The organism is Hymenobacter sp. M1-2 (assembly GCF_057808495.1).
Genome location: NZ_JBTYZO010000032.1, coordinates 1 through 24,828, shown reverse-complemented (window position 1 = coordinate 24,828; position 24,828 = coordinate 1). Strand labels below are relative to the sequence as shown.

Here is a 24,828-nt window from a genome sequence, read left to right as displayed (position 1 = left end):
CCTCTCCCGTGGAGAGGGGGAGCCAGACACGTTGCCCTACGCAGCATTTTCGGCTCACGCCTCAAGTGCCGCTAACCAAGCAAGAGGTTACAGCGGCCTAGGTTTAGGAAGTATGAAAGAGCACCGATACCGCACCTCTTGAAGTGCGGTATCGGTGCTCTTTCATTTACCCTCATTTCATTAGTAGGTAGCAACACTTGAGGCGCGAGCCGAAAGTGCTGCGCGGAGCAACGCGTTTGGCTCCCCCTCTCCCCTAGGAGAGGGGGCCGGGGGGTGAGGCCATTACCACTTCCCCACCAATCCAACAACCCAGATTGCGCGAGCTTTACTAACCTATATAGCAAACTGCACGTTAGTAAAAACGCCTGAAACGTACCGTTTTAGGCTTATGTGGAAAACTTCTTAAAAGAAGGTTTGTCCTACACCTCAGATAGAAATATCTTCCGCAATCAATGGACGCGAATTGGGCTATGTGCTGGCGTCCTGGATTCCTCTTCTGAACATTCTGCTTGTCCTTGCTAAGGCGGGCAGACCCATACCATAACCTCCACACCAACCTGCTACGTCTATGCTGGTACTCAAACGCGACGGCCGCCGCGAATCCGTGAAATTCGATAAAGTCACGGCGCGCATTGAAAAGCTCTGCTACGGGCTCAATATGCTGTATGTCTCGCCCATCGAAGTGGCCAAAAAGGTCATTGATGGCATTTACGACGGCGTGACAACCGTGGAGCTGGACAACCTGGCTGCCGAAACGGCTGCTTCGCTCACCACCAAGCACCCGGACTACGCCATCCTGGCCGCCCGCATTGCCGTGAGCAATCTGCACAAGGTCACCAGTAAGTCGTTCAGCAGCACCATGAAGCGGCTGTACACCTACGAGGACCCCAAAAACGGCGAAAATGCCTCGCTCATCGCCAAGGACGTGTGGGAGGTGGTGCACAAGCACGCGGCTACGCTCGACTCGGCCATCATCTACGACCGGGACTACAACTACGACTACTTCGGCTTCAAGACGTTGGAGCGCAGCTACCTGCTACGCCTCGACGGCAAAGTGGTGGAGCGGCCCCAACACATGCTCATGCGTGTGGCCATCGGTATTCACAAGGACGACATCGACTCGGCCATTGAAACCTACGAGCTGATGAGCGAGCGGTGGTTCACGCACGCAACGCCCACGCTCTTCAACGCCGGCACGCCCAAGCCGCAGCTTAGCTCCTGCTTCCTGCTCACGATGAAGGACGACTCCATCGAGGGCATCTACGACACGCTAAAAAACTGCGCGCTCATCTCGCAAAGCGCCGGCGGCATTGGGCTGGCCGTGCACAACGTGCGCGCCACGGGCTCTTATATCAAAGGCACTAATGGTACGTCCAACGGGCTAGTGCCCATGCTCAAGGTGTTCAACGATACGGCCCGCTACGTGGACCAGGGTGGCGGCAAGCGCAAAGGCGCCTTCGCCATGTACCTGGAACCCTGGCACGCGGATATTTTCGACTTCCTGGAGCTGAAGAAAAACCACGGCAAGGAGGAAATGCGCGCCCGCGACCTGTTCTATGCCCTCTGGACGCCCGACCTGTTCATGAAGCGCGTGGAAGCCAACGGCGACTGGACGCTAATGTGCCCCAACGAGTGCCCCGGCCTCGACGAATGCTACGGGGAGGAGTTCGAGAAGCTCTATCAGAAGTACGAGAAGGAAGGCCGCGGCCGTAAAACCATCAAGGCCCAGGATCTGTGGTTTGCCATTCTGGAAAGCCAGACCGAGACCGGCACGCCCTACATGCTGTTCAAGGACGCCGCCAACAGCAAGAGCAACCAGAAAAATCTCGGCACCATCAAGAGCTCCAACCTCTGCACCGAGATTATGGAGTACACCGACAAGAACGAGGTGGCCGTGTGCAACCTGGCCTCGCTGGCGCTGCCCCGCTACGTGCGCCCCGACGAGAACGGCAACTTGTTCTTCGACCACCAGAAGCTCTACGACGTGACGTATCACGCCACGAAGAACCTCAACAAGGTCATCGACATCAACTACTACCCCATAGTGGAGGCCGAGCGCAGCAACCGCCGCCACCGGCCCATCGGGCTGGGCGTGCAGGGGCTGGCCGATACCTTCATTGCCCTGCGTATGCCCTTCGAGAGCGACGAAGCCGCGGGCCTGAACAAGGACATCTTCGAGACGGTGTACTTCGCGGCCATGACGGCTTCCAAGGACCTCGCCATCAGGGACGGGCACTACGAAACCTTCCCCGGCTCGCCGCTGAGCCAGGGCCAGTTCCAGTTCGATCTGTGGGGCGTAACGCCAAGCTCCGGCCGCTGGGATTGGGACGCACTGCGCCAGGAAGTAATGACGCACGGCGTGCGCAACTCGCTGCTGGTGGCCCCCATGCCCACGGCCAGCACCGCCCAGATCCTCGGCAACAACGAGTCGTTTGAGCCTTACACGAGCAACATTTACGTGCGGCGCGTGCTGAGCGGCGAGTTTATGGTGGTGAACAAGCACCTGCTCAAAGACCTGGTGAAGCTGGGCCTCTGGAACGAGCAGATGAAGAACGCCATCATCGCGGCCAACGGCTCGGTGCAGGACATTGCTAGCATTCCGCAGCACATCAAGGACCTCTACAAGACGGTGTGGGAAATCTCGCAGCGCCGCATCATCGACATGTCGGCCGACCGGGGGGCGTACATCTGCCAGAGCCAGAGCCTGAACCTGCACGTGCTGAACGTGAACTTCGGCAAGCTCACCAGCATGCACTTCCACTCCTGGAAGCGGGGCCTCAAAACCGGCATGTACTACCTGCGCACCAAAGCCGCCGCCGACGCCATCAAGTTCACGGTGCAGAAGCAAGCCGCCGAGACTCTGGAGCCGCTCAACGTCGCCGCCCAGAACCAGTCGGACATGACCTGCTCCCTGGACGACCCGGAAGGCTGCGAGGCCTGCGGGTCGTAAGAGTTCGTTTACACGGTAACATTTCCGTAGGCCAGCAATACAGTAGCATCACTGAGAAGCCACCCCAACATGGGGTGGCTTTTTGCTAACCGGCATCAAATTATGTTTGCGAACTAGGAAATTGACTTTGGCAAAATCAACCTAAACTGGTTGCACAGCGTGCGTATCGAATTGGAGGAAATCCGAGAACTGCTATGGCAATCTGCTCAGGTTTCAACGTATATTCGGGCTGCCGGCCAATTTGAGCGTGTGGGATATACCGTCAGCTACCGGAAATTTATAACGGTAAAACTGACGTTAATAGATCACACAGTCGTCATCGACGATGTAAACCTAGCTGACTATGAAGCCATCCGAGACGCCATCATCCGCCAGTTCCTCGAAGACACCAACGAATCTTTCGATGAACGGTAAAACGCCCGACGAATGGGCAGAAGGTCGTCTGAGCGGCCCGCTTACAGATCGGGAGCTACGTGCCTACCTAGAGAAGATTGGCAAACTGCCGCCCAATTCTGACTCAAAGCAGCACTAATTCCTCGTGAAGCGTGGCAGGTAGACTATCTTCCTAGCCCGAAGATTCCCCTTATAGTACGTGATAACAAGCGAGAAGAAAATAATTGAAGTACTGCGTAAGGTGCTCGTGGGTACTTGCTACACGGCGTATCAATATTATATCACAGCTTATGAGTTCATTTTAGAGAATCTTGATTTGGGCATTTATGCCGAAGTAACAATTAGTGACTTTGAATTAGAGAACAAGGTTGAGTGGGAGAAGTGGTTGAATACATACCCACTCAATAGCCACAGCTATTGCGGTTCAGAAGAACCTGCTAGAGCTCTACTAATAAACTTGCTAACTCAGGTTCTTATCATTGACGTTACCTGGGAAAAAGGTGGGACTATCATCTTGCACTTCAAGAACGGGTTTGGAGTGCGTATTCAAGGCGAAGTTGAGATAGCTGATGAATCTTGGAATATCAGGTTTACTGACGGCCAGAGTAGCATAGGCAACTGCCAATGCTCCTTTGATGAAATGTTTCTCTCTAACAGCGAGCAGCTGTTGAAACGGCTGGACTAAGCCACTGCCGCCCCGAACAAGCAACACCTCCTACTGCAGCGGCGCCAGAAACGCGTCTATGCGGCCCGCGAAATCTGTGTGGGTGTGGACGCTGTTGTGGTCGCGTCTTCGTAGCGGTAGTACTCCAGCTGGGTGGCCCGACCCAGATTTCAGATTCTTTGTGCAAAGCAAAAGAGGCGGCTTGTAGCCGCCTCTTTCCATATGTAGCTCATAGAGCTTAAGCCACCACGAGTACTCCATCCTCAACAACGGCTTCCTGATTCAAAACCTTTGCATTGATCTTTGATGCGTGATTTTGCTTCATCATGGTTACCTCCTTTCTCTTTTTTTCGCTTTCTGCGGTTAGTACTAAGTCAAAGTTCATTAGCGTCATGACGCATTGAAGAAGCCACAGCGCGAAATAGATTCGCATTTTGCGTTTCGCCGATTTTGAGAGCTTTTGGGCAGAGGTAGAGTCAGGGGTGTTGTTGCGAACTTGCTGGTGAGTACTCGGGCACCCTTCGGTGGGTCGGGTGTGGTTGTTACTGATGGACCTTGTAAAGCTAACGAAGTATCCAGTTGTTGTAATCATTAAAGGCATCATGGATAAAGATTTAGAACCTATTCTTATCTACATAACGACTAACCTTGTGGCGGGCAACTACCAACAGCTACTTGATGAGAGCCAGGAAAAGCGGCTAAATATAATAGACATTGAAGCCGCTATCGGTGAGTACGGACGGCTGACGCTACCGCCAACGGGAGGCAAAGGGAGAGTATACGTTACCTCTTCGAAGGAGGAAGCGGAAGTACACGTAGACTATTTTCTTTGGGTAGACGGAAGTTTAAGTGACTTGATGGTGCGGATAGTGGCATACAAACCTCTGTCAGAAGCGAAATTCAGTCTGTGGGATATATATGCTCCTTAACTATTCCTCGCCAACCCCTTAACTAACTTCTGTTTCTCTCCCATGCCCCAACCCTCCCCGGCAAACTACCCCTGGAGTGTGAAGGTGATTTTCGCCATCTACTCCATTTGCTTTCTGATTGGGACTTACACGCACGCCAACGGTATACTGCACCTAGGCTTTGTGCCGCATCTGGTGCCGCTGGCAGTTGGGGTGTACTGGGACGCGCTTACGGTGCTGGATCTGCTCACGGCGGGGCTGCTGTGGTGGCGGCCGAAGCCGGCGCTTGGCTTAGCGGTAGTCATTATGGTGTCGGATGTCAGCATCAACACCCACACCTATCTGGTGGGCTACTTTAGGCCCCCCACACCCCACATGGTTCCGCTGAGCCTATTGGAGCAAGCGTTGTTTGCCCTGTTCGTGCTCGTAACCGCGCCACTGGCGTATCGGCAGCTGCGGCAGCTGAGTCCTCCGATGGGCGCGGGCTGGTAGCGCGAGCGGCCTTTTAGAAACACTGTATGCGTGTTGCTGTGCCTACAACCAAGTAATGCTGTACTGCCAGTGGAAAATTTCTGTACTTTGTTTCTATGGCTGATTTACTTTCCCGCATCACCGTTGATCCTACTATCTGCCACGGCCAACCTACTGTGCGGGGGTTACGGTATCCGGTACAGACCGTGTTGGAATTACTGGCTTCAGGTATGACCGATGCCGAAATCCTGGCCGACTACGAGGACTTGGAACCTGACGACTTACGCGCCTGTCAGGCTTACGCGGCGGAACTGCTTAAAACGAAGACCTTCTATCGCCTGGCTTCCTGATGACGGCCTCCCTGGTAAGGGTAGTAGTAGATGCGCAGCTCCCGAAGCATCTGGCGCGTTGGCTTGCCCATGAAGCCGGATTTGATGCGTTGCACACGCTCGACCTACCAGCGGCTAACCACACGTCAGACGATAGTATCAACGAATTATCGGTGCGCGAAAACCGGGTAGTGATTACCAAGGATGCTGACTTTGTAAACACCTTCATTCTGCACGGCCGGCCCTATAAGCTGCTGCTGGTTTCTACTGGCAACATCAGCACCAGCGAGTTGGTAGAGCTGTTTCGCCAACATCTACCAGTTCTCACCAGAGCGTTGCAGTGGAACAGCTACCTCGAGTTGTCGCGAGAGCAATTAGTGATTCACCGATAATTACGCCCCTTTATCTGACATAAGCTCATCAAGCGAACTCCACCTCGCACCAGACGAAGGCACACGCACCATTTCACCAACACTTGTGCACACCATCCTCGGTCAAGCTTATACCAGCCCGGAAGTAAATGCTTCTGGGCTGGTATAAGCTTGAACCAGGGCAAAAGCATTTACTTCCGGGCTCAGTCAAGCTTGAACCAGGGTGGAAGTAATTACTTCCGGGCAGGTTTTGCCCAGACCAGGGCAGAAGTAATTACTTCTGGGCTCGGTCAACCTTATCCCAGGTCGGAAGCATTTACTTCTGGGCTGGGGTAAGGTTTGCTTTGTATCAACGCAACACTATATTAGAGCAAGTAAACTCAACCTTTTACGTAGTTCTATCATGTCAGAACCTATTACCGAGGCGGCGGCCGAAGCCACGCCCCCCAAGCCCGTACGCCGGGCCAAACAACTTCCCAACAGTGCCATTGCCCTGGCAGCCGTGGCAACCAACGCCGCCAAAGCCTGGCAAACCTCGGCGCTGCCCGCGCTGCTCTGGCTCACCAAGGAAGACTTCCTGGCCCAGGCCACCGCGTTTGCCGCCAGCCGCGACGCGGCCGATGCCGCCGGCGACACCCGCTCGCCGCAAACCATGCGCCTCCGCGCCCTCGACAAGCTCCTGAACAAGGGCCTGCGCTTCGTGAAAGCGTACATAGCCGAGGAACACGACGACGCGGAAGCGTACTACAGTGAGTTCGGTATCGAGAAAAAAGGCACTACCTACGGCTTCCCCAAGGCCCGCCCCGAGCGGGTGAAGTCCGTGACCAAGCTGCTGGCGGCCCTCGTGAAGTATGGTTTCGGCGGCAAGAAATACGGCACCGCCTACTGGCAGCCCCTCGCCGACGAATACACCCAGCTGGTGCAGGCCGCCACCGATACCACCGGGCAGCGCAGCGGCAAGGTGAGCGAGAAAGACCAGGACGAGGTGCAGGTACGCAAAGCCTTGCAGGCCCTCATCCACCACATCAAAGCCAATTTCCCCGACACATTTGAGGCGCAGCTGCGCGTCTTCGGCTTCCAGAAGGAAAGCTACTAGGGTGTGTAAACAGCAACAGAAAAAGGCATTGTCGATCTAAAAGGCTCAACAGTGCCTTTTTCTGTTGCTGTTTACACACCCTAACTCCGGCGCGGCGCTCTACGGCCCGGCTGCTTTGTGCGGCCGGGCCGTTTTGTGCATGGGCGGCAACAGCTTTAACCGGCGAGTACCTCCCGCTTAACCCGAAAGGCATTACTCGGCCCAGTAGCGTCGGCCCACTAGCCCCAGCGGGGCGGCATATCGGTAGAAAAACAGCTATACTATTTAGATAAAGCCCCATCGGGGCGACACCCAATCGTTGGACGGGTTGTGTCGCCCCGATGGGGCTTTTGAAAAGGTAAAATGAGCCCAACAACTACCGATATGCCGCCCCGCCGGGGCTGAAGGAAGAAGACTTATCGCCACGGCCGGCTTCTTTGCTCTGCCGGGCCAGAGAGCACACGTACTCCCGCTTAGGCTTTTTGCCTGCTGCACCCTGGCGGGTTTTGCTTTACTTCACCTTCCAACTTTCCAACCCACCGCCCCATGCCGTACAAATACTTCCTGCTGATTGTCTGTATGTTGATTGCAAACTCGGTAGCGGCTTTCGCGCAAAAGGCGCCCTTGCGGGTGGGGGTTGTGGGCCTCACCCACACCCACGTGCACTGGATACTAGGCCGCGAAGGCCGCACCGACATCCAGATTGTGGGCATCGTGGAGAAGAATCGGGAGCTGGCCCAGCGCTACGCCAAGGAGCACGGCTATTCCATGAACATCGTATTCAATACGATGGAGGAAATGATAACCGCCACCAAACCCGAGGCGGTTACGGCCTTCGGCACCATCTACGAGCATCTGGCCGTGGTGCAAACCTGCGCCCCCAAAGGCATCCACGTGATGGTGGAAAAGCCCTTGGCCGTGAGCCTGGACCACGCCCGGCAGATGGAAGCGCTGGCCAAGAAGCATAAGATTCAGCTGCTCACCAACTACGAAACCACCTGGTACCCCACCAACCACGAGGCCTACGCCATTCTGAAGAAAGGCACGGTGGGCGAGCTGAGCCAGGTTATCGTGCGGGACGGGCACCGGGGTCCCAAGAAGATAGGCGTGAACCAGGAGTTTCTGGATTGGCTGACGGACCCGGTGCAGAACGGCGGCGGGGCCCTCATGGACTTCGGCTGCTACGGCGTAAACCTGATGACCTGGTTGCAGGACGGCAAAAAGCCCACCTCCGTCACGGCCGTAACCCAGCAGCTCCAGCCCGAAAACAACCCCAAAGTAGACGACGAAGCCACCATCATCCTGACCTACGAGAAGGCCAAAGCCACCATTCAAGCTTCCTGGAACTGGCCCATGGGCCGGAAAGACATGGAGATTTACGGCCAGAAAGGCGCCATCTACGCCGACAACCGTAACAACCTGCGCGTGCGCCAAGCCGAGGGCTACGACAAATACCAGGAAGAATCGTTGAAGCTAGCCGAGCGCCCAGCCCCCTACGACGACCCCTTCTCCCTGCTGGCCGCCGTCATCAAAAAGGAAATCACGCTCAAGCCCTACGACCTTTCCTCGCTGGAAAACAACATGATAGTAATGGAAATCCTGGAAGCCGCCCGCACCAGCGCCAAGACCAACCGGACGGTCAAGCTAGGGAGGTGAGTAGGTGAGGCGGAGGGCTCTATCAGCAGCGGGTTAACCCCTCCCCTCCCGGAGAGGGATGCCAGACGCAAGAGCCGTCAGAACGCACCCCTCTCCCGGAGGGGAGGGGACGGGGGTGGGGTCCACGTTGGTTCTACCAGGAACCAGCTAAAACAGAAGTTGACAGGCACCCCGACACCAATAGTCAGCTCGATGGGCAACGTTTGGGGTGGCTGGATACATCTATGGATGCACTAGCCGACGCGGCATCCCAACCCATAGCCTCGCCGGTCGTGCCTCAACCTCTCCCTCTATGTTCCGCTTCCTGTTTTTGTGCGCCGTTTCGCTCATCGGCCTGTCTGGCTGCACCGCTACCCGCCCACCGGCCACTACGGCCAGCGCGGCCGAGCGCCCCACCGATATCCTGCTCCTGGGCTGCGACCATCTGGCCCAGCTCTACAAAGCCGATAATCCGCTGACCGACGTGCTCACGCCCCGGCGGCAGGCCGAGCTTACCACCCTCCACGAGCAGCTACAACGGTTTCGGCCCGACATCATCACGGTGGAGGAGCTGCCGGAGCGGCAAGCCCGCGTCGATAGTCTGTACCAGCTTTACCGCCAAGGCCGGCTCTCATTCGCCAACCTGCCCGATGGCCGCTCCGAAGTGTACCAACTGGCTTTCGTGCTGGGCAAGCGCCTGAATCTGGAGCGGATTTACTGCGTGAACGCGCCGGGCGGCACCTCGCAAAGCATTCTGCACGAAGGCACCAACATCGAGTTGTACCAGCAGGCCACGACCCAGCTGCGCGATAAAGTAAAGGTCGTATCGGAGCAGCTGAAAAGCGGCACCCTGACGCTGCCGGCCTACCTGGCCTTCCTCAACAGCCCGGCCACCCTTCATCAGCTGCATACCCTCGTTTACCGCACGCCGGCCCGCATCGTCAACGGCACGCTCAAACCCGACCCGATGGTGGACGTGGCCTTTATCAATCCGCGCTACGTGGGGGCCGAGTTCATCTCCGTGTTCTACAACCGCGACCTGAAAATCTACTCCAACCTCGTCACGACGCAAATGTCCACCCGGAGCACGCGCATCCTTACTATCATCGGCGCCCGCCACGTTGGCTCGCTGCAAGGCATCTTCCGCACCGATCCGGCCTTTCGGGTGGTGGAAGCGGGGGCCTATCTGAAGGCCAGGTAAGGAGGCGAAAAGGTCCAACAAACCAAGAAGCTAGAGCTTACCGGCGCCACAACCCAATAAGCGTAGGGTGTGGCGCCCGCTAACCTTTACTGCTGCACAATGAGCACGCGCGTGCCGGTAGGCAGATTGGACTCCACAGTCAGAATAGCCTTCAACTGCCGGGCCAAGGTCTTGATGAGCTTGGTGCCCAGCGAGGCGGTATTGGTTTGCAGCACCTCCGCACTTGGCATACCTACGCCATCATCGGCCACCAACAAGCGGAAGTTGGACGCCGAGCCGCTCAGTTCTACGTGCAGATGCCCGCTGGCCCGCCCGCGAAAAGCGTGCTTCAGGGTATTAGTGATAAGCTCGTTTACCAGCAGACCGAAGTTGAAAGTCGCCTTCGCCTCCAGCACCAGTGGCGAGAGGTTGGAGGTGAGTGAAATCTGCTGCGTGGGCGTGGTCAGGTTCTGGTGCAGCTCCTTGAGCAGACGGTCCAGGTACTCATCGAGCCGCACCTGGGCCAGGTTGTCGGCCTGGTACAAGAACTCGTGCACCAGGGCCATGCTGTGGATGCGCGACTGGCTGCTGCGCAACACTTCCACTAGGGCCGGATCGGGCAGGGCGCTGCTCTGCCAGGAAAGCAAGCTGTTGACGATTTCCAGATTATTCTTGACCCGGTGGTGAATCTCTTGCAGCAACACCTCCTTCTCCGCCGCCGACTGCCGGTTCACCTCATTGGCAGCTGCCAGCAACGCACTTTGCCGCCGCAACCGCCAGTAGGAGCAGCAGCCCCACGATCAAGCAGACGCCGAGCACCCCAAGCCAGAGCACAAGCGTTTGCAGCTGGGCTTGTTGGTTTTTTCTTGTTGCAGGGCCGCTAGCCGGGCTGCTCTTTGTTTCTGCGTGAGCAGCTGTACGCGTGCGGTTTGGGTTTGCGCCTGCGCTTCAGTAGCCCGGTTCTGTTCGGCCATTAGCGCCAGCCGAGTCTACTGCACCTGCTGCTGTGCTTGAGCTGCTTGGTTCTTCTGTGTGAGTAAGGCTACATTGGCCTGCGCAGCGCGCGAATTAGCTTCCTGCAACGGGTTCCTGCACCAGTCAGCACGGTTCTTACTAACGACCCATAAGCACACCAAGCAGGCAACTTAACCATGGCATTACACAGCAGCCCGCTTCGTGATAGAAGCATAATATTTCGATCTACTATACCACATATTGGGGCCGGACCTTTGCGGCGGCAAATGCCTGATAGGGCCGGTCGGTCCTGCTAATTCGTCCCTCACCATCCCCAATCGTTATGAAAACGTCTTTGAAAAATGCCGCTTGTTTCGCTCTTTTCACTGTTGCCACTTCCCTAGGTTTTACGGGTTCTGCTTCCGCGCAAGAAGCACCGCAACAACAGATTTCTGGCCAGCCAGTAGGCGTGGAGCGCGTAGGAGAATTTGTGTACCTGGTGCGCGTGAGCAATCCTGGCCTGCAGCGGGGTCGGCTGCAGTTGGTGCGCGTGAATGATGGCGCTGTGCTGTACGATGAAGTTACCACCCGTCCCTCGTTCGGCCAGAAGCTCAACGTAGAAAGCCTCAGCGATGGGCAATACGCCGTAGTCGTAACGCTAGGCAAGAATACGCACCGCTACACATTGCAACTGCGCACTACCACCCAGCGCACCACCGACCTAAGCCTAGCCAGCGTAGCCCAACGCTAGCCCTACAGACGCTCATTCGCGCCTCACAATCCACGGAAAGCCGCTTCTCGTCACGAGGAAGCGGCTTTTTTGTGTGCTTAGCTTCCTGGAGATCGGGCAAAGCACCAAGTATGTGCCCGTCATAGTACTGTTTCAGTTCGCCGCTTTAAAGCTATAGCTCTCAAAGACAGCATTTTTTCAAGGGCATGCGTAGATACATGTTTTTAGCCGACGTCGTTCCGGGCTCCTTCCCACAATTAAATTCACAGAGAGAGTTCGGCGGCTTTTTTCCTCATTCTAAACCTCTGCACTATGCATCGTTTTCTGGTTTTCATGTGGCTGCTCGGGGTAGTAGCATTGCAATGGCCCGCGGCGGCAATAGCCCAAGCCACTGATGCCGACCTACCCGCACGGCCTTCGCCATTCCGATTCGTAACGGACCAAGGCCAATTATTGAGTGCCGCCGACGCCAAAAAGCTCGAAAGTGGCCTGCGTCGCTACGCCGACAATACCGGCACGCAGATAGTAGTCGTGACGGTGCCTACGCTTGGGGGCCGCGACGTGGCCGACTACGGCCGGGCGCTGGGTGAAGCCTGGGGCATTGGGCAACGCGACAAAAACAATGGTTTGGTGGTATTACTGTCAGGCCAGGAGCGCAAAGTCACCATTCAGGCGGGCTCTGGCCTACGCAACGTGATTACGCCCGAGCTAACAGCCCGCGTAATCAACCAGCAAATGACTCCTAGCTTCAAGCAAGGCAACTACTTCGCTGGGCTACGCACGGGCCTCAACACGCTGATGCTGGCTGCTAATCCCAGTTCCGACCCTAGAAAGACCGAACCGGGTACCACGCCTGATCCAGCAACGGCTTCCAGCGCCAATTCAAACCAAGTAGACCAACTCCCGTCTGCTGCCGAGCCAGAGCCCACAGTTACAAGTCCGTATACTGCTGCCGAACCTCAATCATCGGGGCTTGGTATTGGAACGCTGCTTGTGGGCGCACTGGTAGTAGGCGGCATCATCTGGCTGCTCTTCAAGCTATTTCGGCGGCGCCCGGCGCCGGCAGCAGGCCCAACGCCCGGCCAGAATGCTCCTGATTTTCTACCCAATTCGCCCACTGGTCCCGCGGGTGGCTATGGCCGCAATCCTGGAGCTGCTTCCGGCCCTGAGTTTTTGCCAAATCGTTCGGGTATGGGCGGCAGCGGCATAGGCGGTGGTATGGGTGGCAGTGGTATGGGCGGCGCCTTGCTAACTGGTGCCGCCGCCGCGGCCGGAGCCTACCTCGGCAACCGAATGGCTTCCGGGCACGACCAGCCAGAAAGCACGCACCTGAACTCCGACAACACTCCCCCAGCCCTCGACAACGGCGCTGGCCCCGCTACCGCTGGCGGCTTCCCTTTCATGAATGATGCTGGCAGCTCCAACGAAGTGGCCCCAGATTACTTCTCCGACTCCGCCGCCGATTCTTCTCCCGACTACTTCTCGTCCGATGATAGTGCGTACGACGACACTTCCTCAGACGATACGGGCGGCGGGGGCTTCGACAGCACCGACGACAACAGTGGCTCGTGGTAACACCGATTCTAAGCCCAGAATTCGCATCCAACAACAAAGGCCGGGTAGTTGCCCGGCCTTTGTTATGCTAGAAGTTATCTACTGGTTCTTGTTGGTAGCTGGAGCTGGGGGAGCAGCAGGTTTAACGAGAGGCGGGGCTGGTACCGGCTGGCGCAGGGGTTGGTTGTCGTCGACAGTGGCTTGCCGGGCGGGGTCGCCGGTTAGACCAGGCGCAATGGCTTTGCCTTGGCTTTGTCCCTGACCGTTGGTGGTGGTGGTGCCAGAGGCAGTAGCCGGAGCGGGCATAGGTGTGTTGGGTGGCGGCACTTTCACGGCGCCCGCCTTGCGCTGAGTGGGTGTAGCGGGGGCTCGGTTCTGAGCGAGGGCAGCACTGCCAACGAGCGTGGTCAGCAATAGAGCGAGGGTGGCGGCACGTATCATAAGGTGAAAGAAGCTAGGCGTGAGATGTACCCGAGTATACGGCCACTCATTAGGTTACGGCTGTCTTACTGTCTTCGTCTATTGCTCTAGTATTCAAATGGGCTAAACGACCGGGCGTACGGAACCTCTTGAAAAGCAAACTCGCCGCCCTTCCTACTCAGGAAAGGCGGCGAATAGTTGGTGCATTCACACAATGCGGAGTGGACTACCGCTTGGGCATAGTTCCTACTGGAGCATCTACTTTGATTACGCCTCTTGGAGCAGTTGCTTGCTGCTTGCGCTTACGCATGGCTTTGCGCCGGGCGGCCCGGCGGCGGAAAAACCCAAGCCGGCGCTTCTTGCTGCGGCTGTTGCCCTTGTAGCGCTTGTAGTTTGGTCTTGGAATGGCCGCCGCTTCGGTAGCGTCGGCATGGGTATCGACCGCTTCGGTGGCGGCTGGCTCGGCAGTGGCGTGGCCTGGCTCACAAAGCACGAGCAGCGCGCACAACAAAAGGAATACAATTCGAATCATGACAAAGAGTTGAGGTTGAGGCAATGTACGTTAGCCAGCGAACGAACGGATGAAGGTACGCCTTCTATTCCTAGCGCCGCTTGCTGTCGAGCCTCTTTACTAAAATGATGCCGAAGAATTGAGGAAGAGCAGAAATAGAAGATGGCACAAAGAAGCCCCCGCTCCATCCTCACAGGACAGAGCGGGGGCTACTACTAGGCCCCGAAGATGTTTACTTAGTGCGCACCGGTGGGCCCGCCTTAATGCTCGGCCGACCAGTACCACGCTTACGCTGGGCCTTACGGCGCAGTTTCCAACGGCGAACGGGGCCTAGCTTGCGAGGCTTGTGACGGCTGTTGCCACGGTAACGCTTGTAGTTAGGACGCGGTGTCGCGGCCATTTCAGTGGGAGCTGCCGTGCCTTCGGTAGCAGTGGCGAGTGCTGTTTCTGGATCAACGAAGACCAGCAGAGCGAAGAGAAGAAGGAGTATGGTTTTAAACATAAGAAAGATGAGTAAAACGGTTCGACTTTACAGCGTACAACGCTTCGAAAGAAAATGTCCTATCAAAGTGGTGCTTATAAACTAATATACTTGATTTAGTTAAAAAGTGTTGAGTTGCTCCTACTGTATTTTCAACTTCTTCGAAAAACTGGAATTATACTTTTTCAAATAGCTCGAAGAAAAAGTATTCAAATCATAGGTCGGGTAGGCGTCTATGGTTAAGCCCTACACCCTTAATTCTTACTCCTACTAGCCTTTCTGTGGCCCTCACCCTGTACACCTTTCTATCGGCACTCGACCTTAAGCGGATGCCTCTGCTCATGTACAATGCTGCAACACATCCGCCCGTCCTGTGTCTCGCTTTTCATAGCTCATGTCGCATTACTACGGTTACACGGGTTCATTAAAAAAGACGCTCCGTTTTCACAGAGCGTCTTTTCATTATGCATCACCTTCTTTGGGATTACCAGATCACGGCGCGGTCGGCGTCTGAGCGGACCATTTTCTGGCCCGGCTGGCAGCCGAAGGCTTGGTAAAACTGGGGCATGTTCATGAGCGGGCCAATGGTGCGGTACTGGCCCGGCGAGTGCGGGTCGGTGAGGATTTGCTGGCGCAGAGCTTCGGGTCGGATGTTGGTGCGCCGTAGCTGGGCCCAGCTCAGGAAGAAGCGCTGCTCCGGCGTAAACCCATCGATAAGGGGGCGCGGCTGGTCGCCGAATTGCTGTTTGAGTTGCTTTTGCAAGGCGCCGTAAGCAATGGTTAGACCGGCGAAATCAGCGAGGTTTTCGCCCATCGTCAGTTTGCCATTCACGTGTACCGAATCGAGCGGGGAAAAGGCATCGTATTGGCGACCCACCACGGCAGCGCGCTTATTGAACTCATCGTTGTCGGCTTGGGTCCACCAGTCGCGCAGGTTGCCGGCGGCATCGTACTGGCGGCCTTGGTCGTCGAAGCCGTGGGTCATTTCGTGGCCGATGACGCCGCCAATGGCGCCGTAGTTCACGGCATCGTCGGCTTTGGGGTCAAAGAACGGCGGCTGTAGGTAGCCCGCCGGAAACACGATTTCGTTCATCGGCGGGTTGTAGTAGGCGTTGATGGTGGGCGGGGTCATGCCCCACTCGTTGCGGTCGATGGGGCCGCCGTACTTCTTGGCTTCTTCGCGGTACTCCCACTCGCGCGCCGCCAGCAGGTTGCGGAGGTAGGAGTCGCGCGAGATATTCAAGGCAGAATAGTCCTTCCACTTGTCGGGGTAGCCGATTTTCACCCGCAGGGCGTTCAGCTTCTTCAGGGCTTCCTGCTTGGTGGCGTCGCTCATCCAGGTGTTGGTTTGGATATGCTCCGCCATCGATACCTTGATGTTAGCCACCATGTCCAGGGCCTTCTGCTTGGCCTCCGGCGAAAACGCCTTGTTCACGTAAAGCTGGCCAAACGCTTCGCCCAGCGCAGCATCAGTAGAACCGAGCATCCGCTTCCAACGCGTGAGTTGCTGCTTGCTGCCGCTCAGCACCTGCTGGAACCGAAACGACTCGTCTACATACGCTTTGGGCAGCGCCCCCGCCACCGACCGAACCAAGTGCCAACGCAAGTAAGTTTTCTGGTCGGCCAGCGGCTCGGCTTTGAGCAGCGTGTTCACCTCATCGAAGAAAGCTGGCTGCCCCACCACAACTTCCTTGGCTTGGCCCAACTGCATATCGGCCAGTAGCGGCGCGAGGTTAAGGTTGGGGTAGCGTTTCTGCGCCACGGCCAGCGTCATCTTGTTGTAGTTCAGTTGCGGGTCGCGCAGTTCCACGCGGGTGCGGGAAGCTTTGGCGAGCCGCGTTTCCAGCCGCTCCACGGTGGCGGCGTTCTTCTGCGCCACGGCCGGCGCGTCGCCCAGCAGCCCAAACATATTGACGAGGTACTTGCGGTACGCGGCCCGGATGGTTTCGGTGCGCGCGTCCTGCTTGAAGTAGTAGTCGCGGTCGGGTAGCGTGAGGCCGCCTTGCGCCATACCCACGGTGTACTGGGTGGAATTTTTCTCATCTACTTCCACCCCGGCCCGGAAGAAAGCACCCGTCTGCAACATCTTCTGCCGAGCCACCACGGGAGTCAATCCTTTCAAGTCCTTGACGGCGGCAATACGGTTTAGCTCCGGCAGCAAGGGCGTCAGACCCGCCTTCTCAATAGCCACGGTGTCCATAGCAGCAGCATAGTAGTCGCCCACTTTTTGCTCGTTGGTGCCTTTGGCAGCGGCCGTATTAGCGGCGGCTTCGTCCAGAATCTGCCGTAGGAGAATCTGCGTCCGGTCGTTGAGCAGGTTGCGCGGCCCCCAACTGGAAGCGTAGCTCGGAACAGGATTGGTTTTCAGCCAAGTACCTCCCGAAAACTGGAAGAAGTCGTCGCACGGCGACACCGAGCGGTCCAGGTCGGCGGGGTTGATGCCGACTCCTTTTATACTAGGAGCCGCAGCAGTAGCCGCCGTGGGAGTTGTGGCCGTGGGAGCCGCGGTGGTAGCGGCGGGCGTGGTGCGGGTAGTGGTAGCGCAGCTGGCTAGCACGGCCGCCATACCCCAGGTTAGGAGGGAGTAGGGTTTGATCATTGGAACAGCGCAAGGTGAAGTAGTAAGGCTAAGGTCGCGAAGAAGGCCAGGCAGGTTGCGGCCCACGCCTTGCGAAGATGAGCATTCCTTCCCCTGGGAATCCTGGCATTCTAACGCGGTTTAGCCCGCTGATACTGGTTGGGCCAGTGCACATCAATTCCTAGCTCGTGTGCGGCACGTAACGGGAAATGCGGGTCACGCAGCAGTTCCCGCGCCAGCAGCACCAAATCGGCCTGGCCTGTGGCAATAATGTCTTCGGCTTGGCGGGCAGTGGTGATGAGGCCCACGGCGCCAGTCAGCAAGCCCGTTTGCTGCCGTACGCGCGCCGCAAACGGCACCTGGTAGCCCGGCCCAACCGGAATAGGCGTCAGTACGTTGCCGCCGCTAGAGCAGTCGAGCAGGTCCACGCCCCGTTTTTTGAGGATGGCGGCCAAAGCCACTGTTTCGTCAGCCGTCCAGCCCCCTTCCATCCAGTCGGTAGCTGATATGCGCACGAGCAGTGGGAGGTGCGCGGGCCACACGGTGCGAGTGGCGTCCACTATGTCAAGCAGCAGCCGAATTCGGTTGTCGAAGGAGCCCCCGTAGGCGTCGGTGCGGTGGTTGCTCAGGGGCGAGAAAAATTCGTGCAGCAGGTAGCCGTGGGCAGCATGCAGTTCTACTACCTCGTAGCCCGCGTCCAGCGCCCGCCGAGCCGCAGCCTGAAAATCAGCCACAACTTGCTGAATTTCTGCCAGATCCAGCGCGTGGGGAACGGGTTCATCGGGCGTGAAAGGCAGGGCGCTGGGGGCCACCGTGGTCCAACCGCCAGCTTCAATGGGCACTACAGTACTGCCTTTCCAGGGGCTGGTGTGACTAGCCTTGCGGCCGGCGTGGGCCAGCTGGATACCGGCCACTGCGCCCTGCGCCTTGATAAAATCGGTGATGCGCCGCAGAAACGGCACGTGCTCATCTTTCCAGAGGCCTAGGTCGTCGGGGGTGATGCGGCCCTCTGCCGATACGGCGGTGGCTTCCTGAATGACGAGGGCGGCTCCACCCACGGCACGGCTGCCCAAGTGCACCAGATGCCAGTCGTTGGCAAAGCCATCCTGAGCGCTGTACATGCACATAGGCGCCACCGCAATTCGGTTGCGCAACGTGAGGCCGCCCAGCACGAGCGGCGAAAACAAACTGGACATAGCAGGGACTTTCAGTCGATGGCAGCGAATAAACGGCCCCGGCCAGCAAGAGTTTGGGCCTAGCTAAACACCTAAAGAAGCGACTGCGGCTAGGGCTTGGCTTTCTTCGGGGCTGGCTTTTGCGACGAACGAGTAGAATCTGGCGCGGTCATCGGCTGTTTAGATGCTTTATTCAGCTTTCCCCGGTTGGTATCGAGCGTAACTGTGCGGGCGCCCTGGCTGGGGGAGGCATCTTGCAAATTAACGGTGCTAGCCGGCTGAGGATTGGCAGGAATGCCTTGAGCCTGAGTAAGAGAAGCACTAGCGGCACTTCCCATCAGCAAAAATGAAAGAAATAACTTATTCATCATACAGCGGAAAATGTGCAAGGACGAAACTACATCTTAGTTGACAATCAACGAGATGCTTGCAACAATAGTCACATATGCGAGCATAAAGTTGCTTCCTTCACCTACTATTCACCGCGCTGACTAAAGCTGGTGGCGCGGCTTATTCCGTATAGTGACCTTGCTATTCTTCGGGGAAGGCGTATATTTGCAACCAAATCAGTTACATTAATTTCATGAACACCCGCTTTGCCGTTGCCACGCATATTCTGGCCTACCTGGCGCACGCGCAAGGGCAGCCGGTATCGTCGGAGGTGCTGGCGGGCAGTGCTGGTACCCACCCGGTGGTGGTGCGCCGGCTGATTAGCACGTTGCGGACGGCGGGCCTCGTTCGGACGCAACTAGGCGCGGGCGGCGGGGCACTATTGGCGCAAGCTCCGGCTAGCGTGTCATTGCTGGATGTGTACGAAGCAATGCAAGAACCCGAGCCTGACTTATTCGCCGTAGGCAACACCACCCCCAACTCTCACTGCAACCTGGGCCGCGTGATGCAGCACACCCTGGAAGACTTATTTGGCAGCGCCGAGCAGGCTATGCGCAATGCTTTGGCGGCCGTGTCGCTGGAGCAGGTGATGCAGCAGCTAGCGGCTCGGCTTCCCAAAGACTTCGACCAAGACTGCGGCTGCCCAGGTGCGGCTGCTTAACACTCATTTGCCTTCTCCTTCCACACTTAACCCGCAGCCTCTTCCCAACCTCTACTCCTATGAAAGCGCAAAACATTGTTGCCTGGATACTCCAAGGGCTGCTGGCTTTGGGTTTCTTGTTCGCGGGCGGCACCAAGCTTATGGGCAACCCGGAGATGATTCGCAACATCACTAGCATGGGTTACCCAGCCTGGGCCACTTATGCCATTGGTGCGGTGGAAGTGCTAGGCGCCATCGGCCTGCTCATTCCCCGCTTCACGCGGCTAGCAGCTCTCGGGCTGGCCTTGGTTATGGTGGGCGCCGTTGCCTCCCTCCTATTCCTGACTTCTATGCCAGCGTCTTCTACCATCGGCGCGGCCGTGTTTCTGATACTGCTGCTCGTAGTTTACTTCTTGCGCCGGCCACAAGCCGTGGCGCCACTACATTAAGGCTCCGGCCTTGCTCCTGCGCTACGCCTACGCTAGCCCCTTCCTCCTCCATCATGAAAAAGTATTTGCGGGTGGCGCTTGTTACCCTGTTAGTGGGTGCAAGTAGTGCCGCTATTGTGCAAACCCTCCCTTCCAACGGTCCTTCTTATCCCGAAACGCTTACTGCCTATTTGCCTCTCACTGAAACACCTTCTACTGTCACTGACAAACCAGCTGCCTCACCCGCTACGCCGGTACGGGCCACTGTGGCTGGCCGCGTGTGGGAAGTGTATTTCAGTGAAGGCCAGCGTGTCCGTAAAGGCCAATTATTGTTGAAAGTAGCCGAGAAAATTCGTAGCGCCGAGCAGCGTCGGCTCGACGTGCTGCTCAGCCAGCACCAGCGGGCCTACGACACGCTAGTCGCGCAGCAGCCCACTGCTTCTGCCAAAGCTCTCACGGCCGCGCAAGAACAGTTGACTGCCACTCGACAGCAAGTAGCTCAAGCGCCCGCGCAGTTGAGTTTTCTTTTCGTGACGGCGCCGCAGGATGGTGTAGTCGCCAGCCGCACCGTAGCTCCCGGCGACTATCTCACGAAGGCAACTACCATCGCCACGCTAGCCCCGGTGCCCGTTGATGATACTACGCTGCTGCTCTCGCGCGCCGACTAAACTAGGCTTCAGCAGTAAAGGCGTGCGAAGCGGGTGCTTTACTAGGGTTAGTAAAGTTTGGCGGGAAGACGCCTGTTGATAGTGGTGATAGTGGGTGAAGCTTTCCTGTAGCAATTAAAACTGGTACAGCTGGCGCACTGTTCGTCCTTTCCGCTTTGATAATGAAAGGGAAAAGTGGCGCCATATTGCCCCGAACCTCGGCAGTAGTACCTTGCGGCGCTACTTGCCTTGTTGCCCATGCCCGCTTTCTCCGATGAAGTGCATCATTTGCTGACTGAGGCGGGCTGGTACGCCGGCCGCAACGTCGATAGTGGACCTTATGAGCAGGAAGCACATCAGTTGCAACTCACTTGGTTGCCCGCCGCCGCGGCTTTTCTGAGCGAATTCGGTGGCCTGCACTGCTACTTCACCCGGCAAGACCATAGCACGGCCAGCATGCAGTTCGATGTTCGGCAGGCTGCGGGACTGCTCAATTTGTGTCGGTTGCGCCACGAGTACGAGCCTTTAGTGCCAGGCCAAGCGCTCAGCATCGTGGGCCACGCTTACGCCGACCCACTTTGTTTACTGGTTGCCAGCAACGGCTCGTTTTACGGAGCCTGCGAAGAAGGACTGTATTACATTGCCGCCTCAGCGCCGCAAGCCTTGGAAGCTATTCTGCTGGACTTGCCCTTCCAGGGAGTACAGTCTCCCAAGGTGGCTTAGGTACAGCCTCTATCTTTCGCTATGATTCCGCTTATTGCCCACACCCCGCGCCTCACTCTGCTGGCGGCAAGCCGTGCGTTGCTCACGGCCGAGCTATACAAACCCCACTACTTCCCGGTTTTGCTAGGCGCCGCCATGCCCACCGACTGGCCTCCCGGTGAGTACGACGAGGAGGCCAGCCGCTATTTCCTGGCCCAGCTGACGGCCGGCGGACGCACGGCGGCGGGTTGGTACGGCTGGTATGCCATTCAGCGAGCCATCGACGGGCACCCCGCCACGCTCATTGGCGCGGGCGGCTTTTGGGGCCCGCCCGACGCCGAAGGCACCGCCGAAATTGGCTATTCTATTGCGGCCGATTGGCGCGGGCAGGGCTTGGCCACCGAATTGGTAGCGGGGCTAGTGCAGCACGCGGCCCGCACTGGGCAAGTACGTCGCCTGTTAGCGCACACTCTTCCCGGCAATAAGGTATCGCAGCGGGTGCTGCTCCGGAATGGGTTTCAGCTTGTTGGCCTCGGTAACGATGAGCGGGTGCGCTTCGAGCGGGAAGTGGAACAGGAGTTGGTGGCGTGAGTGCTTTGTTTCACTGAGGGCGGGCAGCTTTGGCTTGTGGGTATTGAGGTTGCATTGTCAGCAGCGTATCGCGCAGGGTGCGGGCCACCACGTAAGCTTTGTACCAGTTTTGATCGGCGGGCACGAGGTGCCAGGGGCAGCTGGCGGGGTTGCAGTGCTGAAACACGTCTTCGTAGACAACTCGGTACTGGGGCCACTGCTGAGCTTTTTCTTCGTCGCCGGCTTCGTACTTCCATTGCTTAGTAGGATCCAGCACGCGTTCCTGGAGCCGGGCCCGTTGCTCGTCTTCCGACACGTGCAGGTAGAACTTGAGGATGGTCGTGCCCGCCTGCTGCAAGAGCTTTTCAAAATTGTTGATGGCCACGAATCGGCGGTGGGCCTCCTCGCTGTTCACCTGCCCTAGCACCCGCGTAATGAGCACGTCCTCGTAGTGGGAGCGGTTGAACACCTGAATCATACCCCGGCGCGGCGCTTGCAGGTGCACCCGCCATAGAAAATCGTGAGCCAATTCTTCCTCGGTTGGCGACTTAAACGAATGCACCCGTACACCCTGCGGGTTGATGCCGCTGAACACGCGCCGGACCAATCCATCCTTCCCGCTGGCGTCCATGCCTTGCAGAATGACGAGCACGCTACGGCGGTTTTCGGCGTAGAGACGGTCCTGTAAGTCTATCAGCTCTTGCCGAATCCGCTTCAACTCTCGCAGCGTAGCCGCTTTCGGTAAATCGGTGGGCGCCCGGCTAGACAGGTTGGCCAGGTTGACAGCAGAATCTTTCATAAAAGCAGAAGATAGGTAAAACAACAAAACAATGACTAAATACGCTGCATGGCCATTGGAAAGGTATTGAAGCCATTCTAGGCGGCTTTTTGCTCAGACGACTGTTCGGCATTGCCGGCCACAATGGCTGCAAAGACTATTAATACTGTCATTTCAGCGGCCATTATGTCCGAAGTAGTACCTACATAGTACTTATATTCTGTTGGTACATGGTTTGCCATACACCCATCGAATCTACGAGAGGAAAACAACCATGAACCTGATAAGCCGAGAATTCATCCGTAACCTGGCCCCGCAGTTGGATCTGCTCAATACGCTGGGCGGAGGCATTGCGCAGCCTCAGATGCGCGTGGACAAGCGGGAGCAGGGTGTAGTAATTCGCATAGCTGCTGCTTCCGTGAGCCCCGAAAATATCCACGTGGTGCTCAGCAACAGCCGTCTGACGGTGTATGGTGAGTTCCGCCACAGCCCCGAGGATCAGCTGGCCGCGCCACTCTTCACCCGAGTGCTCGATCTGCCGGCCAACCTCGACCTGAGCCGCATCGATGCTATTCACGAGCAAGGCGAGCTGCGCATCCGCATTCCGTTCCAGGACTCAGCGAGCCAGCAGCGCGAAATTCAAATCAAGCAGCGCTAATCCTAGTCACTGCTTATTATAACGCCGGGGCCGACCGGTACCTTGTCTCATCAGCCACTGCTTTGCAGTGGCTTTTTTTATTGCCTTGGGCTTCCACCGAAATGGGCCGGCAGCCTAGAAGAATATCATCCGTTAAATAGCAGAAACAGCAACACGAACCCCATCAGCAGCGACAGATAGAACCAGCCCATTACCTGCCCTCGATAGCGGCGTGGAAGCTGGTTGCTGACCGTCAGGACGCCGACAACTACCAGTATCAGGTGCAGCAGCAGAAACACCACTGCTTTCACCCAGTTCGGCACAATGGTGTTTTCGGGTTGATACTGATCGGCCATGCCTAGCGGCGACGTCACCCAACGCAGCAAGTAGTAGGCTACGGTTTCGAATAGCAGAAAACAAACCGCCCCCGCACCCAGAGCCAACAAGCTAGATTTTTCAGTTACGTCGGCCATTTAAGTGAGGAAGTTACAGGTGGCAGGTAACACGTGAGAGGTTGTTGGAAAATAGGACGAATTAGAAAGATGATAAGGAAATGATGTGGTTGATAGGTTAAGGTGACTGTTGTGCTATTTTTTCACCTATCACGTGTTACCTGTCACCTAATCTCCTAATCACTTCTTTAACACTTCGGCGGTGCGGGTTTGAATATAGAGCTCTTCTACTTTGGTACGGGCCCACGGCGTGCGGCGCAGGAAAGCCAGGGCCGATTTAACGCTAGGATTCACGGCGAAGCAGTTCATACGCAACCGCTCATCCAGACCCGGCCAGCCGTAGTGGGTGTGCAAATACTCTACAATAGTAGCTAGCGTAACGCCGTGTAACTCACGAATTAAACGGCCGTTTTCGTCGCGGGCATCGTTGGGGGCAGGAGGTGTGGGCATGGGAAGTAGTGTGCGAGAAACGAGGTAGCAAGTTCGGTAAAAACGGCTGCTGCGCCCCACCTTTTGTCGTTTTTGGGCACTACAACAGCCGTTGGTGGCGTTACTTTTGCCGTGATTACCTCAATGAAACGTTCTTCTTCCCCCTCTCGTCGCCGCTCCTGGGTGCGCCCCTTCTTGCTTTGGGCGCTACTGCTGGTGTTGCTGGGGGCGTTAGGACTCTATAGCAAATATCGGCGGCAGGTGAACCGCTACGCTCGCCGTACCTGGGCCACGCTCACTATTGGCCACCTCACCGGGCGCGAGAAAACGCCCCTGCTTGAAGGCTACTCTATACACGGTATCGATGTTTCAGCTTACCAAGGCCGTATCGACTGGGCGGAAGTGGCGAGCCATCAGGTGAAGTTTGCTTTCATTAAAGCCTCAGAAGGCGCCACCCTCCGCGACTCGCACTTTCGCCGCAACTGGAATGCCGCCCGGCAGGCGGGCGTGTACCGCGGGGCCTATCACTACTTTCAGCCCAACTCCGACGCGGCGCGGCAAGCCAACCTGTTCACCCGCACCGTGCCGTTGGTGCCCGGCGACCTGCCCCCGGTGCTCGATGTAGAGCACGCCAAGTTTCACGACGTAGCCGTGATGCGGCGCAATGTGGCCATTTGGCTGCGGTTGGTGGAGCGCCACTACGGAGTTCGGCCTATTCTCTAACGCTTGGTGTGAGTTAACAACGGAAGAGGTCCGCAAAAGCCAGGGCTGGCCTT

Annotated in this window: 28 protein-coding genes; 19 read left to right on the top strand and 9 right to left on the bottom strand. The window is 57.2% G+C overall.

Going from position 1 to position 24,828, the window contains the following annotated elements; translation table 11 throughout:
* The first annotated feature begins 568 nt into the window (after positions 1-568).
* The 10 genes from ACYSMN_RS23160 (at position 569) to ACYSMN_RS23115 (ending at position 9,997) form a co-directional block, all read left to right on the top strand.
* Entirely contained in the window at positions 569-2,950 is a 2,382-nt protein-coding gene (locus ACYSMN_RS23160) for a ribonucleoside-diphosphate reductase subunit alpha (protein ID WP_488926302.1), read from the top strand.
* A gap of 159 nt (positions 2,951-3,109) precedes the next feature.
* Positions 3,110-3,364, top strand: a complete 255-nt coding sequence (locus ACYSMN_RS23155; RefSeq protein WP_488926301.1) for a hypothetical protein — start codon at positions 3,110-3,112, stop codon at positions 3,362-3,364.
* 178 nt (positions 3,365-3,542) lie between these two features.
* Positions 3,543-4,028 (top strand): hypothetical protein, encoded by a 486-nt coding sequence (locus tag ACYSMN_RS23150; protein ID WP_488926300.1) that lies wholly within the window; start codon positions 3,543-3,545, stop codon positions 4,026-4,028.
* 581 nt (positions 4,029-4,609) lie between these two features.
* On the top strand, positions 4,610-4,936 hold the full coding sequence (locus tag ACYSMN_RS23145) for a DUF7668 domain-containing protein (protein ID WP_488926299.1): 327 nt from the start codon (positions 4,610-4,612) through the stop codon (positions 4,934-4,936).
* 42 nt (positions 4,937-4,978) lie between these two features.
* Positions 4,979-5,407: a hypothetical protein gene (locus tag ACYSMN_RS23140; RefSeq protein ID WP_488926298.1), complete on the top strand. Its 429-nt coding sequence runs from the start codon at positions 4,979-4,981 to the stop codon at positions 5,405-5,407.
* A gap of 95 nt (positions 5,408-5,502) precedes the next feature.
* Positions 5,503-5,736, top strand: coding sequence for a DUF433 domain-containing protein (locus ACYSMN_RS23135; RefSeq protein WP_488926297.1), 234 nt, complete (start codon positions 5,503-5,505; stop codon positions 5,734-5,736).
* On the top strand, positions 5,736-6,107 hold the full coding sequence (locus tag ACYSMN_RS23130) for a DUF5615 family PIN-like protein (RefSeq protein WP_488926296.1): 372 nt from the start codon (positions 5,736-5,738) through the stop codon (positions 6,105-6,107). The genes ACYSMN_RS23135 and ACYSMN_RS23130 overlap by 1 nt, the downstream gene beginning before the upstream one ends.
* Before the next feature lie 382 nt (positions 6,108-6,489).
* On the top strand, positions 6,490-7,182 hold the full coding sequence (locus tag ACYSMN_RS23125) for a hypothetical protein (RefSeq protein ID WP_488926295.1): 693 nt from the start codon (positions 6,490-6,492) through the stop codon (positions 7,180-7,182).
* Positions 7,183-7,707: 525 nt separating this feature from the next.
* Positions 7,708-8,817 (top strand): Gfo/Idh/MocA family protein, encoded by a 1,110-nt coding sequence (locus tag ACYSMN_RS23120; RefSeq protein ID WP_488926294.1) that lies wholly within the window; start codon positions 7,708-7,710, stop codon positions 8,815-8,817.
* 292 nt (positions 8,818-9,109) lie between these two features.
* Positions 9,110-9,997 (top strand): DUF5694 domain-containing protein, encoded by an 888-nt coding sequence (locus ACYSMN_RS23115; protein ID WP_488926293.1) that lies wholly within the window; start codon positions 9,110-9,112, stop codon positions 9,995-9,997.
* Positions 9,998-10,083: 86 nt separating this feature from the next.
* On the opposite strand, the gene ACYSMN_RS23110 is transcribed toward ACYSMN_RS23115, so the two are convergent.
* Positions 10,084-10,749, bottom strand: coding sequence for a sensor histidine kinase (locus ACYSMN_RS23110; RefSeq protein WP_488926292.1), 666 nt, complete (start codon positions 10,747-10,749; stop codon positions 10,084-10,086).
* 524 nt (positions 10,750-11,273) lie between these two features.
* Between ACYSMN_RS23110 and ACYSMN_RS23105 the strand changes: the two genes are divergently transcribed.
* Together ACYSMN_RS23105 and ACYSMN_RS23100 are read left to right on the top strand one after the other, a co-directional pair.
* Positions 11,274-11,681 carry a hypothetical protein gene (locus ACYSMN_RS23105; RefSeq protein ID WP_488926291.1) on the top strand — a complete coding sequence of 136 codons (408 nt, stop codon included), beginning with the start codon at positions 11,274-11,276 and terminating at the stop codon, positions 11,679-11,681.
* A gap of 291 nt (positions 11,682-11,972) precedes the next feature.
* A complete protein-coding gene (locus ACYSMN_RS23100) occupies positions 11,973-13,235 on the top strand; it encodes a TPM domain-containing protein (protein WP_488926290.1) in 1,263 nt (420 codons plus the stop codon).
* Between the two features lie 78 nt (positions 13,236-13,313).
* Here the strand turns inward: ACYSMN_RS23100 and ACYSMN_RS23095 are convergent, their stop codons facing one another.
* From ACYSMN_RS23095 to ACYSMN_RS23075, 5 genes are all read right to left on the bottom strand, one after another.
* The gene (locus tag ACYSMN_RS23095; protein ID WP_488926289.1) at positions 13,314-13,655 is read right to left on the bottom strand and encodes a hypothetical protein; all 342 of its coding nucleotides are present in this window, start codon (positions 13,653-13,655) and stop codon (positions 13,314-13,316) included.
* A gap of 205 nt (positions 13,656-13,860) precedes the next feature.
* Entirely contained in the window at positions 13,861-14,166 is a 306-nt protein-coding gene (locus ACYSMN_RS23090; RefSeq protein WP_488926288.1) for a hypothetical protein, read from the bottom strand.
* Between the two features lie 211 nt (positions 14,167-14,377).
* Positions 14,378-14,647 carry a hypothetical protein gene (locus tag ACYSMN_RS23085; RefSeq protein WP_488926287.1) on the bottom strand — a complete coding sequence of 90 codons (270 nt, stop codon included), beginning with the start codon at positions 14,645-14,647 and terminating at the stop codon, positions 14,378-14,380.
* Between the two features lie 463 nt (positions 14,648-15,110).
* A complete protein-coding gene (locus ACYSMN_RS23080; RefSeq protein ID WP_488926286.1) occupies positions 15,111-17,225 on the bottom strand; it encodes a M13 family metallopeptidase in 2,115 nt (704 codons plus the stop codon).
* A gap of 110 nt (positions 17,226-17,335) precedes the next feature.
* Positions 17,336-18,400 (bottom strand): NADH:flavin oxidoreductase/NADH oxidase, encoded by a 1,065-nt coding sequence (locus tag ACYSMN_RS23075; protein WP_488926285.1) that lies wholly within the window; start codon positions 18,398-18,400, stop codon positions 17,336-17,338.
* A 562-nt stretch (positions 18,401-18,962) separates the two neighbouring features.
* Here ACYSMN_RS23075 and ACYSMN_RS23070 point away from each other — a divergent pair.
* The 5 genes from ACYSMN_RS23070 to ACYSMN_RS23050 all read left to right on the top strand — a co-directional run bounded on the left by ACYSMN_RS23070 (position 18,963) and on the right by ACYSMN_RS23050 (position 21,777).
* On the top strand, positions 18,963-19,430 hold the full coding sequence (locus tag ACYSMN_RS23070; RefSeq protein WP_488926284.1) for an Rrf2 family transcriptional regulator: 468 nt from the start codon (positions 18,963-18,965) through the stop codon (positions 19,428-19,430).
* 59 nt (positions 19,431-19,489) lie between these two features.
* On the top strand, positions 19,490-19,858 hold the full coding sequence (locus tag ACYSMN_RS23065) for a DoxX family protein (RefSeq protein ID WP_488926283.1): 369 nt from the start codon (positions 19,490-19,492) through the stop codon (positions 19,856-19,858).
* Between the two features lie 53 nt (positions 19,859-19,911).
* Entirely contained in the window at positions 19,912-20,505 is a 594-nt protein-coding gene (locus ACYSMN_RS23060) for a hypothetical protein (RefSeq protein WP_488926282.1), read from the top strand.
* A gap of 237 nt (positions 20,506-20,742) precedes the next feature.
* Positions 20,743-21,207 carry an SUKH-3 domain-containing protein gene (locus ACYSMN_RS23055; protein ID WP_488926281.1) on the top strand — a complete coding sequence of 155 codons (465 nt, stop codon included), beginning with the start codon at positions 20,743-20,745 and terminating at the stop codon, positions 21,205-21,207.
* A 21-nt stretch (positions 21,208-21,228) separates the two neighbouring features.
* Positions 21,229-21,777: a GNAT family N-acetyltransferase gene (locus ACYSMN_RS23050; RefSeq protein WP_488926280.1), complete on the top strand. Its 549-nt coding sequence runs from the start codon at positions 21,229-21,231 to the stop codon at positions 21,775-21,777.
* Positions 21,778-21,787: 10 nt separating this feature from the next.
* On the opposite strand, the gene ACYSMN_RS23045 is transcribed toward ACYSMN_RS23050, so the two are convergent.
* Positions 21,788-22,555 (bottom strand): PPK2 family polyphosphate kinase, encoded by a 768-nt coding sequence (locus ACYSMN_RS23045; protein ID WP_488926279.1) that lies wholly within the window; start codon positions 22,553-22,555, stop codon positions 21,788-21,790.
* A 253-nt stretch (positions 22,556-22,808) separates the two neighbouring features.
* Between ACYSMN_RS23045 and ACYSMN_RS23040 the strand changes: the two genes are divergently transcribed.
* On the top strand, positions 22,809-23,192 hold the full coding sequence (locus ACYSMN_RS23040) for an Hsp20/alpha crystallin family protein (protein ID WP_488926278.1): 384 nt from the start codon (positions 22,809-22,811) through the stop codon (positions 23,190-23,192).
* A 125-nt stretch (positions 23,193-23,317) separates the two neighbouring features.
* Here the strand turns inward: ACYSMN_RS23040 and ACYSMN_RS23035 are convergent, their stop codons facing one another.
* Together ACYSMN_RS23035 and ACYSMN_RS23030 are read right to left on the bottom strand one after the other, a co-directional pair.
* Complete coding sequence (locus ACYSMN_RS23035) at positions 23,318-23,644, bottom strand: hypothetical protein (RefSeq protein WP_488926277.1); 327 nt, start codon at positions 23,642-23,644, stop codon at positions 23,318-23,320.
* A 159-nt stretch (positions 23,645-23,803) separates the two neighbouring features.
* Positions 23,804-24,073 (bottom strand): VF530 family protein, encoded by a 270-nt coding sequence (locus ACYSMN_RS23030; protein ID WP_488926276.1) that lies wholly within the window; start codon positions 24,071-24,073, stop codon positions 23,804-23,806.
* 123 nt (positions 24,074-24,196) lie between these two features.
* On the opposite strand from ACYSMN_RS23030, the gene ACYSMN_RS23025 reads away from it, so the two are divergent.
* Positions 24,197-24,775, top strand: coding sequence for a glycoside hydrolase family 25 protein (locus ACYSMN_RS23025; protein WP_488926275.1), 579 nt, complete (start codon positions 24,197-24,199; stop codon positions 24,773-24,775).
* The last annotated feature ends 53 nt before the right edge of the window (positions 24,776-24,828 follow it).

Bases quoted from the DNA above. Each gene is read 5' to 3' on its own strand.
- ACYSMN_RS23125 (WP_488926295.1), top strand. From the start codon at position 6,490: ATGTCAGAACCTATTACCGAGGCGGCGGCCGAAGCCACGCCCCCCAAG.
- ACYSMN_RS23075 (WP_488926285.1), bottom strand. From the start codon at position 18,400: ATGTCCAGTTTGTTTTCGCCGCTCGTGCTGGGCGGCCTCACGTTGCGC.
- ACYSMN_RS23130 (WP_488926296.1), top strand. From the start codon at position 5,736: ATGACGGCCTCCCTGGTAAGGGTAGTAGTAGATGCGCAGCTCCCGAAG.
- ACYSMN_RS23120 (WP_488926294.1), top strand. From the start codon at position 7,708: ATGCCGTACAAATACTTCCTGCTGATTGTCTGTATGTTGATTGCAAAC.
- ACYSMN_RS23055 (WP_488926281.1), top strand. From the start codon at position 20,743: ATGCCCGCTTTCTCCGATGAAGTGCATCATTTGCTGACTGAGGCGGGC.
- ACYSMN_RS23040 (WP_488926278.1), top strand. From the start codon at position 22,809: ATGAACCTGATAAGCCGAGAATTCATCCGTAACCTGGCCCCGCAGTTG.
- ACYSMN_RS23160 (WP_488926302.1), top strand. From the start codon at position 569: ATGCTGGTACTCAAACGCGACGGCCGCCGCGAATCCGTGAAATTCGAT.
- ACYSMN_RS23115 (WP_488926293.1), top strand. From the start codon at position 9,110: ATGTTCCGCTTCCTGTTTTTGTGCGCCGTTTCGCTCATCGGCCTGTCT.
- ACYSMN_RS23135 (WP_488926297.1), top strand. From the start codon at position 5,503: ATGGCTGATTTACTTTCCCGCATCACCGTTGATCCTACTATCTGCCAC.
- ACYSMN_RS23045 (WP_488926279.1), bottom strand. From the start codon at position 22,555: ATGAAAGATTCTGCTGTCAACCTGGCCAACCTGTCTAGCCGGGCGCCC.
- ACYSMN_RS23085 (WP_488926287.1), bottom strand. From the start codon at position 14,647: ATGTTTAAAACCATACTCCTTCTTCTCTTCGCTCTGCTGGTCTTCGTT.
- ACYSMN_RS23070 (WP_488926284.1), top strand. From the start codon at position 18,963: ATGAACACCCGCTTTGCCGTTGCCACGCATATTCTGGCCTACCTGGCG.
- ACYSMN_RS23030 (WP_488926276.1), bottom strand. From the start codon at position 24,073: ATGCCCACACCTCCTGCCCCCAACGATGCCCGCGACGAAAACGGCCGT.
- ACYSMN_RS23145 (WP_488926299.1), top strand. From the start codon at position 4,610: ATGGATAAAGATTTAGAACCTATTCTTATCTACATAACGACTAACCTT.
- ACYSMN_RS23095 (WP_488926289.1), bottom strand. From the start codon at position 13,655: ATGATACGTGCCGCCACCCTCGCTCTATTGCTGACCACGCTCGTTGGC.
- ACYSMN_RS23050 (WP_488926280.1), top strand. From the start codon at position 21,229: ATGATTCCGCTTATTGCCCACACCCCGCGCCTCACTCTGCTGGCGGCA.
- ACYSMN_RS23080 (WP_488926286.1), bottom strand. From the start codon at position 17,225: ATGATCAAACCCTACTCCCTCCTAACCTGGGGTATGGCGGCCGTGCTA.
- ACYSMN_RS23035 (WP_488926277.1), bottom strand. From the start codon at position 23,644: ATGGCCGACGTAACTGAAAAATCTAGCTTGTTGGCTCTGGGTGCGGGG.
- ACYSMN_RS23060 (WP_488926282.1), top strand. From the start codon at position 19,912: ATGAAAAAGTATTTGCGGGTGGCGCTTGTTACCCTGTTAGTGGGTGCA.
- ACYSMN_RS23100 (WP_488926290.1), top strand. From the start codon at position 11,973: ATGCATCGTTTTCTGGTTTTCATGTGGCTGCTCGGGGTAGTAGCATTG.
- ACYSMN_RS23105 (WP_488926291.1), top strand. From the start codon at position 11,274: ATGAAAACGTCTTTGAAAAATGCCGCTTGTTTCGCTCTTTTCACTGTT.
- ACYSMN_RS23090 (WP_488926288.1), bottom strand. From the start codon at position 14,166: ATGATTCGAATTGTATTCCTTTTGTTGTGCGCGCTGCTCGTGCTTTGT.
- ACYSMN_RS23025 (WP_488926275.1), top strand. From the start codon at position 24,197: ATGAAACGTTCTTCTTCCCCCTCTCGTCGCCGCTCCTGGGTGCGCCCC.
- ACYSMN_RS23065 (WP_488926283.1), top strand. From the start codon at position 19,490: ATGAAAGCGCAAAACATTGTTGCCTGGATACTCCAAGGGCTGCTGGCT.
- ACYSMN_RS23140 (WP_488926298.1), top strand. From the start codon at position 4,979: ATGCCCCAACCCTCCCCGGCAAACTACCCCTGGAGTGTGAAGGTGATT.